Raw genomic sequence first — 17,330 nt, 5'->3', positions numbered from 1 at the left:
GGACGCCATGACACCGACCGACCGGCTCCTGCTGCGGGCCGTCCGCGCGGCCGGCTGGTGGACCCCGACGCTGGCCGTGGTCACCGTGGCCGGCACGGCCGCCGAGCTGGCCCTGCCGGCCGTGCTGGGCCGGGCCGTCGACGCCGCCGTCGGCACCGCGCCGAAGGACTCCCCGGACCGCTGGCTGGCCGCCGTCGTCGGGCTGATCGCCCTGCTGGTCGTCGTCGGCGTCGTGCGGGACTACGGCACCGGCGCGGCCACCGCCCGGTCGGTGGCCCACCTGCGGCACACCCTGGTCCGGCACCTGTTCGCCCTCGCCCCGCAGACCGCCACCCGCCGCCCGGTGGGTGACCTCGCCGGCCGGGTGGTGGGTCAGGTCGCCGACGCCGGTCAGGCCGCCCCGACGCTGGTCACGGCCGCCACCGTGGCGCTGCCGCCGGTCGGCAGCCTGGTGGCGCTCACCCTGATCGACCCGTGGCTCGGCGTCACCTTCGTGACGGGGCTGCTCCTGCTCGGCCTGCTGCTGCGCGGTTTCGTCGCCGACGCCTCCGCCGCCGTCGCCGGCTACCAGCAGGCCCAGGGCGACCTCGCCGGACGGCTGGTGGAGGCGTTGGCCGGGGCGCGCACCATCGCCGCCGCCGGCACCGGCGAGCGGGAGGTCGACCGGGTGCTGACCCCCCTGGCCGCGCTGCACCGGCACGGGGCACGGACCTGGACGGTGCTCGCCGGGGCGGCCACCCGGGGCGCGGTGCTCAACCCGCTGCTCCAGGTCGCGATCGTCGCCGTCGGTGGGTTGTCGCTGACCGCCGGCCGGTTGACCCCCGGGGAACTGCTGGCCGCCATCCAGTACGCCGCCCTCGGCGCGGGCCTCGGCACGGTGGTCGCCGCCCTCAACACCGCCGTCCGGGTACGCGCCGGCTGCCGCCGGGCCGCCGACGTGCTCGCCGAACCCGCCCGGCCGTACGGCGTCCGGCTCCTGCCGTCCGGGCCGGGCACCCTGGAACTGCGCGGCGTCACCGTCCGCGACGCCGACGGCCGGACCCTGCTCGACCGGGTCGACCTGCGGGTGCCCGGCGGCACGCTACTGGTCGTCGTCGGCGCCTCCGGCGCGGGCAAGTCCCTGCTCGCCGCCGTCGCCGGCCGGCTGCGCGACCCGGACGACGGGGTGGTGCTCCTGGACGGGGTGCCGCTGCCGGAGCTGACCCCGGCCGCACTGCACGCCGCGATCGGCTACGGCTTCGAACGTCCGGTGCTGGTCGGCGACACGGTCGGTGCCGCCGTCGGTGCCGGTGCGGACCCGGTGCCGCTGGCCCGCGCCGCCGCCATCCACGACTTCGTCGAACGGCTGCCCGACCGGTACGCCACCCCGCTGGCCGAGGTCGCCATGTCCGGCGGTGAGCGGCAACGGCTCGGGCTGGCCCGCGCGTTGCGCGCCGGACGGCTGCTGATCCTCGACGACGCCACGTCCAGCCTGGACACCGCCACCGAGTACCAGGTGACCCGGGCGCTGACCGGGCCGGGCGACCGGCGTACCCGGGTGGTGGTCAGTCACCGCCTCGGCATGGCCGCCCGCGCGGACCTGGTCGCGTGGGTGGCCGACGGGCGGGTCCGTGCCGTCGGCCCGCACGGGACGCTCTGGGCCGACCCCGACTACCGGGAGGTGTTCCGGTCATGACCACGGTCGTCGGCGTGACCCGGGCCGCGCTGCGGGACCGGCGGGCGCAGCTGTGGCGGTTGGCCGGCTGGTCGGCCGCCGAGGTGCTGCCGGCCGCCCTGTCCGGGCTGTTCACCGCGCGGGCCGTGGACAGCGGCTTCCTGGCCGGCCGGCCCGGCGTCGGCCTGGCCTGGCTGGCCCTGCTGGGATTGGCGGTGCTGGTCGGCGCGGCCGGCACCAACCGGTCGTACGCGCTGCTCGGCGCGGTGGTGGAGCCGTTCCGCGACGACCTGCTGCGCCGGGTGGTCCGCGGCGCGGTTTCCGGCGCGGCCGGCGGCCGGGCCGACGACGCGGCGGTGTCCCGGCTCACCCACCAGGTGGAACTGGTCCGGGACACCTACGCCGGCCTGCTGATGGTGGTGCGTGGCTTCCTCTTCGCCCTCGGCGCCGCGGTGCTCGGCCTGTTCTCACTGGCCGCCCCGGTGGCCCTGGTGGTGGCGGTGCCGGTGCTGGCCGGTCTCGGCCTGTTCGCCGTGGCGCTGCCGGTGATGGTGGCCCGGCAGCGGGAGTACGTGCTGGCCGACGAACAACTCGGCCGGGCCGTGGTGACCGCGGTGACCGGCCACCGCGACGTCTCCGCCAGCGGTGCCCGCGACCAGGTCACCGGGTGGGTCGGCGGGTCCGTTGACGCGCAGGCCCGGGTGGAGCGCCGACTGGCCACCATGGCGGCGACCCGCAGTCTGAGCCTGGCGCTGGGTGGCTGGCTGCCGGTGCCGGCGCTGCTGCTGGCCGCGCCGTGGCTGGTCCGTCAGGGGCTGGGGCCGGGCGCGCTGCTCGGCGCGCTCGTCTACGTCACGCGGGGGGTGCAGCCGGCCCTGCACAGCCTGGTGCAGGGCGTCGCCGCCGGTGGTCTCCGGTTCGCCGTCACCCTGGACCGGCTGCTGCGGACCGCCGCGCCGGCCGACGCCGACCCGGCCGGGTCGCTGCCCCGCCCCACGCCGCAGCGCACCGGGGCGGCGTTGTCGCTGCGCGGGGTGACCTTCCGGTACGGCCCACACGCCGACCCGGTGCTCGACGACCTCGACCTCGACGTGCCCGTCGGGGACCACCTGGTGATCGTCGGGGCCAGCGGGATCGGCAAGTCGACCCTGGCGGGGCTGATCGCCGGGGTGCTGCACCCCCAGTCGGGCACCGTCCATGTCGGAGGGTTGCCGGTGACCGGGGCCACGCCGGGCGAACTGGCCGAGCGGCGGGTGCTCATCCCGCAGGAGGCGTACGTCTTCACCGGCTCGCTCCGCGACAACCTCGGCTACCTGGCCCCCGGCGTGCCGGACGACGTGGTGGACCGGGCAGCGGCCCGGCTGGGGCTGACCGGGCTGCTGACCCGGCTCGGCGGGCACGACGCGCTGCTGCGCCCGGCGGACCTGTCAGCCGGGGAACGGCAGCAGGTGGCGTTGCTGCGGGCCTGGCTCTCCCCCGCCCCGCTGACCATCCTCGACGAGGCGACCTGTCACCTGGACCCGGCCACCGAGGCCCGGCTGGAGACGGCTTTCGCCGCCCGGCCCGGCACCCTGGTGGTGATCGCCCACCGGGTCAGTTCGGCGCGGCGGGCGCGGCGGGTCCTGCTGCTCGACGGGCGGACCGCGCTGCTGGACACCCACCAGGGGCTGCTGGGGCGCTCACCGGCCTACCGGGCCCTGGTCGGCTACGGCGAGACGGAGCCGTCGGACACCGCCACCTTCTGGACGGCGTCGGACGGGACATCGGCGGCGGCCCGCACCTAGGTGTCACGGGCCGCGCGGGTTGGGTCCGGAACCCACCCCGGGGGTACGTCCCGGAGGCGGTGCCGGGGGTCGGGGTCGGGTGGGTGCCGGTCACAGCCAGCCGGACTCACGGGCGATCCGTACCGCCTCCCAGCGGGTCCGCGCGCCGGTCTTCGCCATGATCCGCGACAGATGGTTGCGTACCGTGCCGGCCGACAGCATCAGTCGTTCGGCGATCTCCTGGACCGGATGCCCCTCGGCGACCACGTCGAGCACCTCCCGCTCCCGGTTGGTCAACGGGCTGTCGGCGACCTCGAGGGCGGCGACCACCAGGTCGGGGTCGAGCACGACCCGTCCCTCGGCGAGCTGCCGTACCCCGTCGACGATCCGGCCGGGTGGCACGTCACGGCTGAGGAAGCCGATCCGGTGGCCGTGCTCGGCGAGCACCGGCCCGAGCCGACCGGCCCGTCGCTGTTCGACGAGGACCAGCAGGGAACCCACGGGTGCGGTCATCGGCTCCGTCGGCGGGCGGGGGGCCGGGGCGGTGGTCGTGGCGGTGGACTCGTAGCCGGCAGCCGGGCTGGTCTCGACGACGGATTCCGCGACGCCCAGAGTCGCCAGCCGGACCAGTTCCGTCACGGTCAACATGTCGAACTCGACCACGGCCACGTCGGGGCGTTCGGCCCGGACCGCCGCCCGCAGGTGGTGCGGGCTGTCCACCTCGCCGACGATTTCGATGTCGTGTTCGGCGGCGAGCAGTTGGGCGAGTGCGCCCCGGAGCAGCCCGCCCTGGAGGGCAAGCAATGTGCGAACCATAAGCGACTCCCGAGATCATGCCCGTGTTGACGAAATGTGTGCGGTCGATGACGCACGGTTCGGAATCTTATTGAATCCGTAACTGGTCCGACACCCCTTCTCACGGGTAGTCAGATCCAGCCCGCGTCCCGGGCCCGCTGGACCGCTTCCCACCGGTTACGGGCCCCGGTCTTGCGGAGCACGGCGGACAGGTGGTTGCGGACGGTGCCGGGTGCCAGGTGCAGCTGGCCGGCGATCTCCTTGGTGGACATGCCCCGCGCGGCGGCGGCGGTCACCTCACGCTCCCGCTCGTTGAGGGGGTTGACGGCGGCGTCCAGCGCGGCCAGTGCGGTCACCGGGTCGATCATCCGCCGCCCCCCGGCGACCAGACGAAGCTGGTCCAGGAGTTCCTGGGGCGGGACGTCCTTGGCGATGATCCCCCGGGCCCGGGCCCCGAGGGCCCGGCGCAGCACCCGGGCGGTCCGCCGGGAGGTCAGCACCACCACCGCGCACTCCGGCAGCCGGGCGTGCCAGCGTCCGGCGAGCACGGCGGGGTCCTCGATCGCGTCGAGGTCGACCAGGACGACGTGGGGACGCCGGGTGACGACACCGTCCGTCAGATGGTGGTCGGGGTCGCTCTCCCCGGCCAGCTCGAACCCGGGAGCGGCGGCCAGGATCGCCGCGAGGGCGGTACGCAACAGTCCCGGGGGCCCCACCACCACGACACGGATCGTCGGATTATCGTTTTCTGCCGCCCGGCCCGGACCCGACGATGACTGTTTCCCGCTCGCCAGTTCGTCCATCCGTCATATTTTCCCAAAGCAAGGCCGAAGCAGTCCTGACTGTCGGAATGACGACCGGTTTCCGGCCAGCGGGAAAATGGTCGAAATGCATCAGCCGACGACAGGAGCGAATCGGGACCTGCCGGACGTCCGGCAGGTCCCGATTTGACGGGTATAGCAGTTGAGGCCGACCCCCTTAGGGGGTCGGCCTCAACTGGAAAGGTTGTCCGGCGGTGTCCTACTCTCCCACACCCTCCCGAGTGCAGTACCATCGGCGCTGGAGGGCTTAGCTTCCGGGTTCGGAATGTGACCGGGCGTTTCCCCTCCGCCATGACCGCCGTAACACTATGAACATATCAAACAACACACACACCCACACTGTGGGGGGTTGTTTGGTGTTTGTTCAGAGTTGCACAGTGGACGCGTAGCAGCCTTGTTATCAAGTCCTCGGCCTATTAGTACCGGTCAACTGAACCCGTTACCGAGCTTACATTTCCGGCCTATCAACCCAGTCGTCTAGCTGGGGGCCTTACCCCCACAAAGTGGGGTGGGATACCTCATCTTGAAGCAGGCTTCCCGCTTAGATGCTTTCAGCGGTTATCCCTTCCGAACGTAGCTAACCAGCCGTGCCCCTGGCGGGACAACTGGCACACCAGAGGTTCGTCCGTCCCGGTCCTCTCGTACTAGGGACAGCCCTTCTCAAGTATCCTACGCGCACGGCGGATAGGGACCGAACTGTCTCACGACGTTCTAAACCCAGCTCGCGTACCGCTTTAATGGGCGAACAGCCCAACCCTTGGGACCTGCTACAGCCCCAGGATGCGACGAGCCGACATCGAGGTGCCAAACCATCCCGTCGATATGGACTCTTGGGGAAGATCAGCCTGTTATCCCCGGGGTACCTTTTATCCGTTGAGCGACACCGCTTCCACACGCAAGTGCCGGATCACTAGTCCCGACTTTCGTCCCTGCTCGACCTGTCAGTCTCACAGTCAAGCTCCCTTGTGCACTTGCACTCAACACCTGATTGCCAACCAGGCTGAGGGAACCTTTGGGCGCCTCCGTTACCCTTTAGGAGGCAACCGCCCCAGTTAAACTACCCACCAGACACTGTCCCTGAACCGGATAACGGTCCGAAGTTAGATACCCAAATCAACCAGAGTGGTATTTCAAGATTGCCTCCACCCATACTGGCGTACAGGTTTCACCGGCTCCCACCTATCCTACACAAGCCCATTCAGATACCAATGTCAAGCTATAGTAAAGGTCCCGGGGTCTTTCCGTCCTGCCGCGCGTAACGAGCATCTTTACTCGTACTGCAATTTCGCCGGGCCTGTGGTTGAGACAGTGGGGAAGTCGTTACGCCATTCGTGCAGGTCGGAACTTACCCGACAAGGAATTTCGCTACCTTAGGATGGTTATAGTTACCACCGCCGTTTACTGGCGCTTAAGTTCTCCGCTTCGCCCCAAAGAGCTAACAGGTCCCCTTAACGTTCCAGCACCGGGCAGGCGTCAGTCCATATACATCGAATTACTTCTTCGCATGGACCTGTGTTTTTAGTAAACAGTCGCTTCCCCCTGCTCTCTGCGGCCATACAACGCTCCACCCGCACGGGGCTTCACGTCTCCGGCCCCCCTTCTCCCTAAGTTACGGGGGCAATTTGCCGAGTTCCTTAACCACAGTTCGCCCGATCGCCTCGGTATTCTCTACCTGACCACCTGTGTCGGTTTGGGGTACGGGCCGCTCGAAACTCGCTAGAGGCTTTTCTCGGCAGCATAGGATCACTGACTTCACCTGAATCGGCTCGGCATCACGTCTCAGCCCCATGACATGCGGATTTGCCTACATGTCGGCCTACACGCTTACCCCGGCACAACCACCGGCCGGGCTCAGCTACCTTCCTGCGTCACCCCATCGCTTGACTACTACCCGCCAGGTTCCCACGCTCCCCAACATCCGTCCGAAGACATCAGCCAGCTCGGGTGGTTAGCACAACGAGGTTCATCACGGGCGCTCCTTCGCGGGTACGGGAATATCAACCCGTTGTCCATCGACTACGCCTCTCGGCCTCGCCTTAGGTCCCGACTCACCCAGGGCGGATTAGCCTGGCCCTGGAACCCTTGGTCATCCGGCGGAAGGGTTTCTCACCCTTCTTTCGCTACTCATGCCTGCATTCTCACTCGTGCCGCGTCCACAACTAGGTCACCCCGCTGCTTCACCCCCGGCACGACGCTCCCCTACCCATCCACACACCTGCACAAGGAATCACGTCCAAGCGAGATTAAAATGTGAATGCCACAGCTTCGGCGGTGTGCTTGAGCCCCGCTACATTGTCGGCGCGGAACCACTTGACCAGTGAGCTATTACGCACTCTTTAAAGGGTGGCTGCTTCTAAGCCAACCTCCTGGTTGTCTATGCGACCCCACATCCTTTTCCACTTAGCACACGCTTAGGGGCCTTAGCTGGTGATCTGGGCTGTTTCCCTCTCGACTACGAAGCTTATCCCCCGCAGTCTCACTGCCGCGCTCTCACTTACCGGCATTCGGAGTTTGGCTGATTTCGGTAAGCTTGTAGGCCCCCTAGACCATCCAGTGCTCTACCTCCGGCAAGAAACACACGACGCTGCACCTAAATGCATTTCGGGGAGAACCAGCTATCACGGAGTTTGATTGGCCTTTCACCCCTAACCACAGATCATCCCCCAACTTTTCAACGTTGGTGGGTTCGGCCCTCCACGCGGTCTTACCCGCGCTTCAGCCTGCCCATGGCTAGATCACTCCGCTTCGGGTCTAGAACATGCGACTCAAACGCCCTCTTCAGACTCGCTTTCGCTACGGCTCCCCCACACGGGTTAACCTCGCCACATGCCACTAACTCGCAGGCTCATTCTTCAAAAGGCACGCCGTCACCCCGCAAGGCTCCGACGGATTGTAGGCGAACGGTTTCAGGTACTATTTCACTCCCCTCCCGGGGTACTTTTCACCATTCCCTCACGGTACTCGTCCGCTATCGGTCACCAGGAAGTATTTAGGCTTACCAGGTGGTCCTGGCAGATTCACGGCAGATTACAGGAGTCCGCCGCTACTCGGGAACACCCACAGAAGATCAGCAACTTTCACCTACCGGACTCTCACCGACTACGGTTGGCTTTTCCACACCATTCGGCTAGCCACTGACTTTATAACTCCTCGAACAAGTGTCAGCTCGTTCAGCAGGGTCCCACAACCCCGACCACGCAACCCCTGACAGGTATCACACGCAACCGGTTTAGCCTCAATCCGCTTTCGCTCGCCACTACTCACGGAATCACTAAATTGTTTTCTCTTCCTACGGGTACTGAGATGTTTCACTTCCCCGCGTTCCCCCCACACACCCTATGTGTTCAGGTGCGGGTGACACCACATGACTGGTGCCAGGTTTCCCCATTCGGACACCCTGGGATCACAGCTTGGTTGACAGCTCCCCCAGGCCTATCGCGGCCTCCCACGTCCTTCATCGGCTCCTGGTGCCAAGGCATCCACCGTTCGCCCTTGACAACTTGACCACAAAGATGCTCGCGTCCACTGTGCAATTCTCAACAAACAACCAACCCACAACCCCACAGCCCCACACCAGCAACCCCAACAGGGACCCGGTATGCGAGGCCAGGCCATGCCTGGCAGACCACCGAAGCTCACGCTCCAGAACAGTCCTCCGAAAAAACAACCTCAGGTTGTTCCTTCAGGACCCAACAGGGTGCTATACGCTCCTACCCAGCCGCACCAGAAGGAACCGTTCCCACCACCCCGAAGAGCAGCTGTACTAGGTATCCCGGCCGTTGCCGGACACAAACTCGCCAGTGTCTCCGCCATCTGAGCACCCCGACCCGACATCCGCAGGCCGCGGGCTCCATACCGGCTTTCACCGGATGGTGCTCCTTAGAAAGGAGGTGATCCAGCCGCACCTTCCGGTACGGCTACCTTGTTACGACTTCGTCCCAATCGCCAGCCCCACCTTCGACGGCTCCCTCCACAAGGGTTGGGCCACCGGCTTCGGGTGTTGCCGACTTTCGTGACGTGACGGGCGGTGTGTACAAGGCCCGGGAACGTATTCACCGCAGCGTTGCTGATCTGCGATTACTAGCGACTCCGACTTCACGGGGTCGAGTTGCAGACCCCGATCCGAACTGAGACCGGCTTTTTGGGATTCGCTCCACCTCACGGCATCGCAACCCATTGTACCGGCCATTGTAGCATGCGTGAAGCCCTGGACATAAGGGGCATGATGACTTGACGTCATCCCCACCTTCCTCCGAGTTGACCCCGGCAGTCTTCGATGAGTCCCCGCCATAACGCGCTGGCAACATCGAACGAGGGTTGCGCTCGTTGCGGGACTTAACCCAACATCTCACGACACGAGCTGACGACAGCCATGCACCACCTGTGACCGCCCCCGAAGGACCTCCCATCTCTGGAAGTTTTGCGGCCATGTCAAACCCAGGTAAGGTTCTTCGCGTTGCATCGAATTAATCCGCATGCTCCGCCGCTTGTGCGGGCCCCCGTCAATTCCTTTGAGTTTTAGCCTTGCGGCCGTACTCCCCAGGCGGGGCGCTTAATGCGTTAGCTGCGGCACAGGGAACCGGAGAGGCCCCCCACACCTAGCGCCCAACGTTTACAGCGTGGACTACCAGGGTATCTAATCCTGTTCGCTCCCCACGCTTTCGCTCCTCAGCGTCAGTATCGGCCCAGAGACCCGCCTTCGCCACCGGTGTTCCTCCTGATATCTGCGCATTTCACCGCTACACCAGGAATTCCAGTCTCCCCTACCGAACTCTAGCCTGCCCGTATCGACCGCAGGCTTGGGGTTGAGCCCCAAGTTTTCACGGTCGACGCGACAAGCCGCCTACGAGCTCTTTACGCCCAATAAATCCGGACAACGCTCGCGCCCTACGTCTTACCGCGGCTGCTGGCACGTAGTTGGCCGGCGCTTCTTCTGCAGGTACCGTCACTTGCGCTTCGTCCCTGCTGAAAGAGGTTTACAACCCGAAGGCCGTCATCCCTCACGCGGCGTCGCTGCATCAGGCTTCCGCCCATTGTGCAATATTCCCCACTGCTGCCTCCCGTAGGAGTCTGGGCCGTGTCTCAGTCCCAGTGTGGCCGGTCGCCCTCTCAGGCCGGCTACCCGTCGTCGCCTTGGTAGGCCATCACCCCACCAACAAGCTGATAGGCCGCGAGCCCATCCCAGGCCGAAAAACTTTCCACCCCCCACCATGCGACAGGAGGTCATATCCGGTATTAGCCCCCGTTTCCGAGGGTTATCCCAAAGCCTAGGGCAGGTTACTCACGTGTTACTCACCCGTTCGCCGCTCGAGTACCCCGAAGGGCCTTTCCGCTCGACTTGCATGTGTTAAGCACGCCGCCAGCGTTCGTCCTGAGCCAGGATCAAACTCTCCAACAAAAACCTGTCGAACAGCAATCCCGACAACAAACATGTTGCCAAAGGAATCCCAAACCAACCAAACCCGAAGATTCAGCCGGCACGGGGTATAAAACAATTGGCACTGGCTTTACAAGCACCCTGTTGAGTTCTCAAAGAACAACCACACACCACCCGGAAGCCCCGCAACAGCAGAACCCCCGACCTGGGGCATCTCATTCACCGCGCCCCGCGCTTCCGCGCCAGGCACTTTTACTACGTTACCCGGTGGTATCCGCCGTGTCAAACCGCTCTGTCACGATCCACACCACATCAACCACAATTTCCACACACCACGAACACCCCCGGCTCACACCGGAAAACATCGTGATTGTCGCCAGGCCGGCCGCAGCGGTTTCCCGCACTCTCGCCCGATTCCCTGCCGGTCGTTCACTCTACCCGGTCGGTTTCGCCCCGCCGCACCGACCCCCCGGGCCGATCCGGAAGCACCACCCGAGATCAGGAACCGCGCTCCGGCCTCCAGGACTTTCGCCCTGTTTCGTCCGTTCCGCGCTGGCAGAGAGAAAGTTACGCGTCCGCCGAGATGATCGTCAAATCCACAGCGGGCGTCCCGCGTCACATGGCGTGCCGACAGCGCCGGACCGGCCCGCACAACCCGCCCGGATGTCGCGTCTGAGCTGCGCAAAGACCAGTGGGGTGAGGGCCGGGTGGGCCGAACGGCCAGAACCTGCGAGCACAGTTGGCGAACGTCATTCATATACGTAGCGTTACGGCTGCACCGCAGCGCAGCGGCCCTCCAACCCCCTTCCTAACTGTGTAAAGGGGCTTCTCGTGGGAGAGGCTGTCCTCACCGTTGCCGTCACTCTCGGTGTTTTGGTCCTGTTCCTGGTGGTCGCCGCCTTCGGGTACGGGTTCCTCCGGCCGGAACGCGCGGCGCTCCTGCGTCGCCGTCCGCCGAGGTTCCCCCGGCACGCCCCGGTCCGCCCGCACGAGGTGGCCGTCCTGATCGCCTGCCGCAACGGCTCGGCGACGATCGGGAGCACCGTCCGGTCGGCCCGGGCCACCGGCGCCCAGGTCTTCGTGGTGTCGGACGCCTCGACGGACGCCACCGCCGCCACCGCGACCGCCGCCGGTGCCCGGGTGCTCGAACTCGCGACCAACGTCGGCAAGCCGGCCGCGCTGCACGCCGCGTACACCGCCTTCGACCTGGGTGGGGCATACCGGGCGGTGGCGATCCTCGACGACGACGTCCTGGTGGAACCGGACTTCGTCACGGCCGCGTTGGCGCTGCTGGCCGACGACGTGGCGATCGTGGTGGGTCACAACGTCACCTGGTGGCCGGCGGAGCACCGGTGGAACCCGTGGTTGGCCAAGCGGGCCTACAGCTACTGGAACTACCAGGCGATCGTCCGCCGCATCCAGAGCCACTTCAACGTCATGAACTGCATCTCCGGCTCGAACTCGGTGTACCGCACCGAACTGCTGGACGTCCTGCTGCCGCAGCAGCCGCCGTACATCGTCGACGACACCTACTGGGTGCTGGAGACCCACCGCCGGCAGCTCGGAAAGGTCGTCTACGCCCCGCGGGCCGTCGCGCAACTCCAGGACCCGACCACCGGGCGGGACTGGTACCGGCAGAACCTGCGCTGGCTGTGGGGCACCTTCCAGGGCGTCATCGGGCACCGGGTGGGCCGGAGTCACAGCCGGTTCGACTACGCCTACCTGCTGCTGATGCTGCACTGGGCGCTCTACGTCGCCGGCGCACCGGCCACCCTGTGGCTGCTGGCCACCGCCGGGCCCGGGTTCGTCGGCGGGCTGCTGCTGATGCTCGCCGGCCAGGCGTTCTGGATCGCGCTCGCGGCCTGGCGGTTGGGGCGGCCCCGACTGCTGCTCTTCCTGCCGACGATCGTCCTGACCGACCTGCTCTACCGGGTCGTCCTGGTGCACGCGCTGGTCAAGGCGATCCGCCGACCCACCGTCGACCGCTGCGTCTGGTCCTCACCGGGGCGGATCGCCCACCCCGGAGCAGGCGCGGTCGTCCCGATCCGTACCGACGCCCGAGGGAGGTGAACATGTCCGCGAGTCAGGATCTGCCGGTCACCGGCGCTCCGACGGCCGCCGTCGGTCTGATCGGCGCGCTCGTCCTGGGGCTCGGTGCCCTACTGGTGACCGTCGCCCAGTGGGGTGCCCGGTCCCGTCGTCAGGACCGCTGAGCGGGGATACCTGCGGATAACCTCCCCGGTCCGGCCCGCGCAGCCGGTCGGCTGCGCGGGCCGGACCGCCAATTCCGCCGGAACGGTCGACTCCGGGGAGCCGGACCGACGACCAGACTGACGGGCACCGATCCAGACCGCGTACGGCGGAGCCGCTGGCCGGCCCGGATCGGTGCGTGGACCCCACCGGGGCCCGGTCACCCGGAACATCGGTCGCCGGTAGTGTTTCGCCCCATCGTGGGCGTGGGGTCGCCCGCGCGACCTGGATCACCGAGGAGTACGGAGGCTGGCGCCATATGTCCACCGGGGAGGAGTCGTACGCGTCGCGGGACGACGGGTCGGCACGGCCGAGCTTCGAGCTCGCGCTACGGGGCTACGACAAGCGGCAGGTGGACCGGTACGTCGAGCAGATGGACGGCGCCCTGTCGACGTTGACCGCCGAGCGGGCCCAGGCGGCCGGCCAGATCCAGGGCCTGACCGCGCACATCCAGCGGTTGCAGGCGGAGCTGACCGAGTTGCGTCAGCGTCCCGCTCAGGTGGACCGGGCGTCCTTCCGCGACCTCGGTCCGATGGTGGACCAGATCCTCGCCCTGGCCGAGAAACAGGCCGCGGTGATCACCGACTCGGCGTCCCAGCGGGCGAACCAGCTCCAGGGTGAGGCGGAGAAGACGCTGGTCGAGGCCCGGGACCGGACCGCCCAGGCGCTGCGGGACCTGGACGAGGAACTCGCCACCCGCCGCGACGAGCAGGAGAAGGCGTACGAGGAGCGCCGGACGGCGGCCGACGCCGAGCTGGCCGAGATCCGGGAGCGGGCGGAGAAGCTGCGGGCCGAGGGGGAGGCCGCCCACGAGCGGGCCCAGCAGGAGGCCAAGCGGATCAGCGAGCAGACCGCGAAGCAGATCACCCAGACCAGGGCCGCCGCCGAGGCGTTGACCAAGGCGGCCCGGACCCAGATCCAGCAGGAGATCCAGGCGGCCCGGACGCAGAGCCAGCAGGAGCTGGCCCAGTGGCAGGCCACGGTGGAGCGGGAGGTCGGCGAGCGGCGGGCCGCGGCCGAGCAGGAGCTGGCCGAGCAGCGGGCGGCGGCGGAACGGGAGCTGACCAACCAGCACAGCGCCGCCGAGCAGCAGATCGCCGCGTTGATCGCCGAGGCGCAGCAGTACGCCACCGAGGTCCGTCAGCGGGCCGACGAGCAGACCAGCAGTCACCAGGAGCAGCTCGCCACGGTGCAGCGGGAGATCGCCGACCGGCAGAAGACCCTCGCCGAGGTGCAGGGTGAGCTGGAGACGGCCCGGGCGCAGCTGGCCGAGATCCAGCAGGAGGGTGACACCACCGAGCGGGAGTTGGCGCGTTCCCGGCAGCGGTTGGAGGAGGTGCGTCGCGACCTGACCGCCGAGAACCGACGGTTGGAGGAGGCCCGGCAGGCCGCCGAGAGTGTGGAGCGGCACGCCAAGGACGTCCGGGCCCGGGTGCAGCGGGAGGCGAAGCGGGTCGCCGACCTGGCCGCCGCCGCTGTGATGGCGGCCGCCGCCGGGGGTGGGGAGACCGCCGAGTACCCGACGGTGGCGGCCCGGCCGGCCACCGAGCCGCCGGTCGAGGCGGCCACCGAACCGCCCGCCGGCAGGGTGCCGACCAACGTCTGACGAACGGGTACGGCCCGGGGCGAATTCGCTGTGCTCCGGGCCGGTGGGGACGTAGCCTGGCGGTCCCGTCACCCTGACCAGCGAACGAGGTGTGGTCCCGTGCCCGTGCTCCGTGTGCCGACCGTCCGCTTTCCGCGTCCGTCCACGCACCTCCGGAGTCATCGACATGGATCTCGATCGTAGTTTCGTCATCCGCGAAGGCGACCTTCGCATCCTCAACCCGTTCGACGCCGACAAGCTGGCCACCCTGGGCCGGGTGATCCGGCTGCGCCCCGACGACACCCTGCTCGACCTGTGCAGCGGCAAGGGTGAGCTGCTCTGCACCTGGGCCCGCGCGCACGGGGTCCGGGGCACCGGTGTCGACATCAGCACCGCGTTCACCGCCGCCGCCCGGCATCGGGCGGGCACGCTCGGGGTGGCCGACCGGGTCCGTTTCGTCCACGACGACGCCGCCGGGTACGTCCACCCGGTACCGGTCGACGTGGCTGTCTGTCTCGGTGCGACCTGGATCGGCGGGGGTGTCACCGGCACCGTCGACCTGCTGGCGCGGGCGCTGCGTCCGGGCGGGATGCTGCTGGTCGGGGAGCCGTACTGGCGGCGGGAACCGCCGGACCAGGAGACCGTCGCCGGTTGCCACGCCACCGTGCGGGACGACTTCGACGATCTTCCCGGGCTGATCGGCCGGATGCAGGGGCACGGCTGGGACGTGGTCGAGATGGTCCTCGCCGACCAGGACAGTTGGGACCGGTACGCCGCCGCGCACTGGCTGACCCTGCGCCGTTGGTTGGACGCCCATCCCGACGACGCGCTCGCCGGGTCGTTGCGGCGGGAGCTGACCGAGGACCCGCTGCGGCACGTCCGGTACCGGCGGGAGTACCTGGGCTGGGGTGCCTTCGCCCTGCTCCGACGCTGAGCCGGGGACGGGGCGGGCCGGCGGGCTGACCGGGACGCGGCATCGGCGGCCGGGCGTCGCGGTCAGCCGGTGACGATCTCGTCGAGCACCCGCTGTTGGAAGGCGCGGGCCGCGGCGGCGGACGGGGGCGGGCCGCCGTCGCGGGCGTCGACACAGCGGCGCACCAGCTCGGGGTCGCGGCCGAGGGTGATCACCCGGTGGCCGGCGGCGACCTTGGACAGCCAGTCGCCGTCGCGGAGGCGGACCAGCGCGCGGCAGGCGTTCAGCACCGCGTCCTGCGCGCCGGGGGCGGGGGCGTCCCCGGGTGGGGCGGGCCGGGCCAGCCACCAGCGCAACGCCGCCACCAGCAGCGTGCGCAGGTCGTCCGGGGACAGGTCGGCGAAGACCTCGCCGGCCGGCGGGCCGGTCAACGGGCGACCCCGCTGGTGCAGGATGCTGCGGTCCAGGCCGTACCAGAAGTGGCCGTCGGCGGCGGGCCGGTCGGCCGGGTCGAGGGTGGCCCGCGACGGCATCGCCGCCCCGGTGTTGAGTTCCACCTCGAACCCCGGTTCGCCGGTGCCCGAGCCGGCCACCGGGCGGGTGTAGACGACCAGTTCGAGGCCGCGTGCCGGGCACGGCAGCGCCTCGTGCCGCAGCCGGGTGACCAGTTCCTGCCGGGTCCGTCGGGGTAGCGCGTCCCGGCAGACCAGCGCCACGTCCACGTCGCTGCGGCCCGGCTGGTACGCGTCCAGCGCCACCGACCCGGCGGCGTAGCCGCCCACCAGCTGCGGCCCGAGCACGTCGCGGGCGGTGCCGACCAGGTCGGCGAGGTAGCGGCGCACGGCGGTGTCCATCCCGGTCATTCTGCCGCCCGCGCGGGCGGCCGTCGTGGTGCGGGTGCGGCGGACCGGGGTCAGGGCCGCCGGGCGGAGTCGGGTGGGGGGCACCCCTGGCGCGGACGCCACGGGTGGGACAGACTTGAGGCCCGACAGCGAGGACGGGGGCATGGGCAGCTCCACACAGGACGATGCGGCGGCGGATTTCGTGCGGGAACTGACCCACTGGCGTCACCAGCGGGGCATGTCCAAGAAGGAACTGGCCGAACGCACCGGTTTCGACCCGTCGTACGTCAGCCACATCGAGAACGGCCGGCACCAACCCACCGAGGAGTTCGCCCGGCGGGTCGAGCTGGTGTTGGACAGCGGCAACCGGATCTGGCAGCAGTACGTCGCCTTCGCCGACAGCCGGGGCCCCGGGGGACGCCGCTCCCCGCTCGGCCCGACCGCGGTGCCGCCGCCGGCCGGGTCGCATCTGGTGATCGAGGACGAGCAGGCCAGCCTCTCCCTCGTCGACGGGGTGTACGAGTGCCGGTTCCGGCGGGTGCTGCACAGTGTGGGCACCGAGCCGATCACCCGGCACACGGTGCAGATCGACATCGACCGGTTCCCGGACGATCCGGCCCGGTCGACGGTCTTCCACGGTCGCCATCCGCTCACCATCGACGAGGTCGACTTCCGGGCGACCATCGGCGTCGACCAGCCGGAGCCGATGCGGTGGCGGGTCGGGCGCAGCCGGGACGCCTTCCTCAAGATCGTGCTGCTGCTCGACGGCGGGGGCACCCCGATGCCGCTCTATCCCGGCCAGCGCACCGTGGTGGGCTACGCCTACCGGGTGCCGGCGTGGAAGTTCGGCGACTGGCTGCAACGCGACATCCGGCTGCCCACCCGCAACCTGGTGATCCGGCTCGACTTCCCGACCGAGACGGGTCCCACCGTCTGGGGCAACGAGACCTCGTTCACCGCGGAGAGCAGCGCCGAGGTGCGCCCGGACGGCCGGGAGCGGCAGGGGCGGATCGCGTACGAGTGGGTGGTGCCGCGGCCCCGGTTGCGGGCGCAGTACCGGGTGGAGTGGCGCTACGCCGATCCACGCGCCGCCCTGGTCGACGCGCCGTCGGATATCCGACCCCTGGCCTGCTGAACGCCGTCGCCGGTTCGGCCGGACGTTCCCACCCGACGGGCCGACAGGTGTCGTTTCCGACAGATCCGGCCGGTTGTTCGGGCTCGGCATAGCGGTGCGGCGGGCCCGACCGTTAGGCTCAAAGGCTGAACGGGGCCGACGGAAACATCGTCTCCGCTCGATGCGGGTTGCGAGTATCGGCTGGTAGTGGCACCG

At 68.7% G+C, this 17,330-nt stretch carries 10 protein-coding genes and 3 rRNA genes; 7 read left to right on the top strand and 6 right to left on the bottom strand.

What is annotated here, in order from left to right; translation table 11 throughout:
* Positions 1-7: 7 nt before the first annotated feature.
* Both FJK98_RS17130 and FJK98_RS17125 read left to right on the top strand, forming a co-directional pair.
* Positions 8-1,675 carry an ABC transporter ATP-binding protein gene (locus tag FJK98_RS17130; protein WP_145919911.1) on the top strand — a complete coding sequence of 556 codons (1,668 nt, stop codon included), beginning with the start codon at positions 8-10 and terminating at the stop codon, positions 1,673-1,675.
* Entirely contained in the window at positions 1,672-3,438 is a 1,767-nt protein-coding gene (locus tag FJK98_RS17125) for an ABC transporter ATP-binding protein (protein ID WP_145919910.1), read from the top strand. Before FJK98_RS17130 ends, FJK98_RS17125 begins: the two co-directional genes overlap by 4 nt.
* A 90-nt stretch (positions 3,439-3,528) precedes the next feature.
* Here FJK98_RS17125 and FJK98_RS17120 read toward each other — a convergent pair whose 3' ends face one another.
* The 5 genes from FJK98_RS17120 to FJK98_RS17100 form a co-directional block, all read right to left on the bottom strand.
* Positions 3,529-4,233 (bottom strand): response regulator transcription factor, encoded by a 705-nt coding sequence (locus FJK98_RS17120; protein WP_228544087.1) that lies wholly within the window; start codon positions 4,231-4,233, stop codon positions 3,529-3,531.
* A gap of 110 nt (positions 4,234-4,343) precedes the next feature.
* Positions 4,344-4,934, bottom strand: coding sequence for a response regulator transcription factor (locus FJK98_RS17115; RefSeq protein ID WP_168222495.1), 591 nt, complete (start codon positions 4,932-4,934; stop codon positions 4,344-4,346).
* Positions 4,935-5,219: 285 nt separating this feature from the next.
* Positions 5,220-5,336, bottom strand: a 5S ribosomal RNA gene (gene rrf / locus FJK98_RS17110).
* 93 nt (positions 5,337-5,429) lie between these two features.
* A 23S ribosomal RNA gene (locus FJK98_RS17105) occupies positions 5,430-8,539 on the bottom strand.
* Positions 8,540-8,916: 377 nt separating this feature from the next.
* A 16S ribosomal RNA gene (locus tag FJK98_RS17100) occupies positions 8,917-10,431 on the bottom strand.
* Together the 16S, 23S and 5S rRNA genes form the textbook arrangement of a ribosomal RNA operon.
* Positions 10,432-11,241: 810 nt before the next feature.
* Here FJK98_RS17100 and FJK98_RS17095 point away from each other — a divergent pair.
* The 4 genes from FJK98_RS17095 to FJK98_RS17085 all read left to right on the top strand — a co-directional run bounded on the left by FJK98_RS17095 (position 11,242) and on the right by FJK98_RS17085 (position 15,179).
* Positions 11,242-12,480 carry a glycosyltransferase family 2 protein gene (locus tag FJK98_RS17095; RefSeq protein WP_145919908.1) on the top strand — a complete coding sequence of 413 codons (1,239 nt, stop codon included), beginning with the start codon at positions 11,242-11,244 and terminating at the stop codon, positions 12,478-12,480.
* A gap of 2 nt (positions 12,481-12,482) precedes the next feature.
* Entirely contained in the window at positions 12,483-12,623 is a 141-nt protein-coding gene (locus FJK98_RS33250; RefSeq protein WP_168222494.1) for a hypothetical protein, read from the top strand.
* A 296-nt stretch (positions 12,624-12,919) separates the two neighbouring features.
* The gene (locus FJK98_RS17090; RefSeq protein ID WP_145919907.1) at positions 12,920-14,266 is read left to right on the top strand and encodes a DivIVA domain-containing protein; all 1,347 of its coding nucleotides are present in this window, start codon (positions 12,920-12,922) and stop codon (positions 14,264-14,266) included.
* 166 nt (positions 14,267-14,432) lie between these two features.
* The gene (locus tag FJK98_RS17085; RefSeq protein WP_145919906.1) at positions 14,433-15,179 is read left to right on the top strand and encodes a cyclopropane-fatty-acyl-phospholipid synthase family protein; all 747 of its coding nucleotides are present in this window, start codon (positions 14,433-14,435) and stop codon (positions 15,177-15,179) included.
* Positions 15,180-15,241: 62 nt separating this feature from the next.
* On the opposite strand, the gene FJK98_RS17080 is transcribed toward FJK98_RS17085, so the two are convergent.
* On the bottom strand, positions 15,242-16,012 hold the full coding sequence (locus tag FJK98_RS17080; protein ID WP_145919905.1) for a nucleotidyltransferase domain-containing protein: 771 nt from the start codon (positions 16,010-16,012) through the stop codon (positions 15,242-15,244).
* 151 nt (positions 16,013-16,163) lie between these two features.
* On the opposite strand from FJK98_RS17080, the gene FJK98_RS17075 reads away from it, so the two are divergent.
* A complete protein-coding gene (locus tag FJK98_RS17075) occupies positions 16,164-17,135 on the top strand; it encodes a helix-turn-helix transcriptional regulator (RefSeq protein ID WP_145919904.1) in 972 nt (323 codons plus the stop codon).
* The last annotated feature ends 195 nt before the right edge of the window (positions 17,136-17,330 follow it).

It is taken from the genome of Micromonospora sp. HM134, from assembly GCF_007833915.1.
Classification (GTDB): domain Bacteria; phylum Actinomycetota; class Actinomycetes; order Mycobacteriales; family Micromonosporaceae; genus Micromonospora; species Micromonospora wenchangensis.
This window is presented reverse-complemented; position numbering and strand designations above follow the sequence as displayed.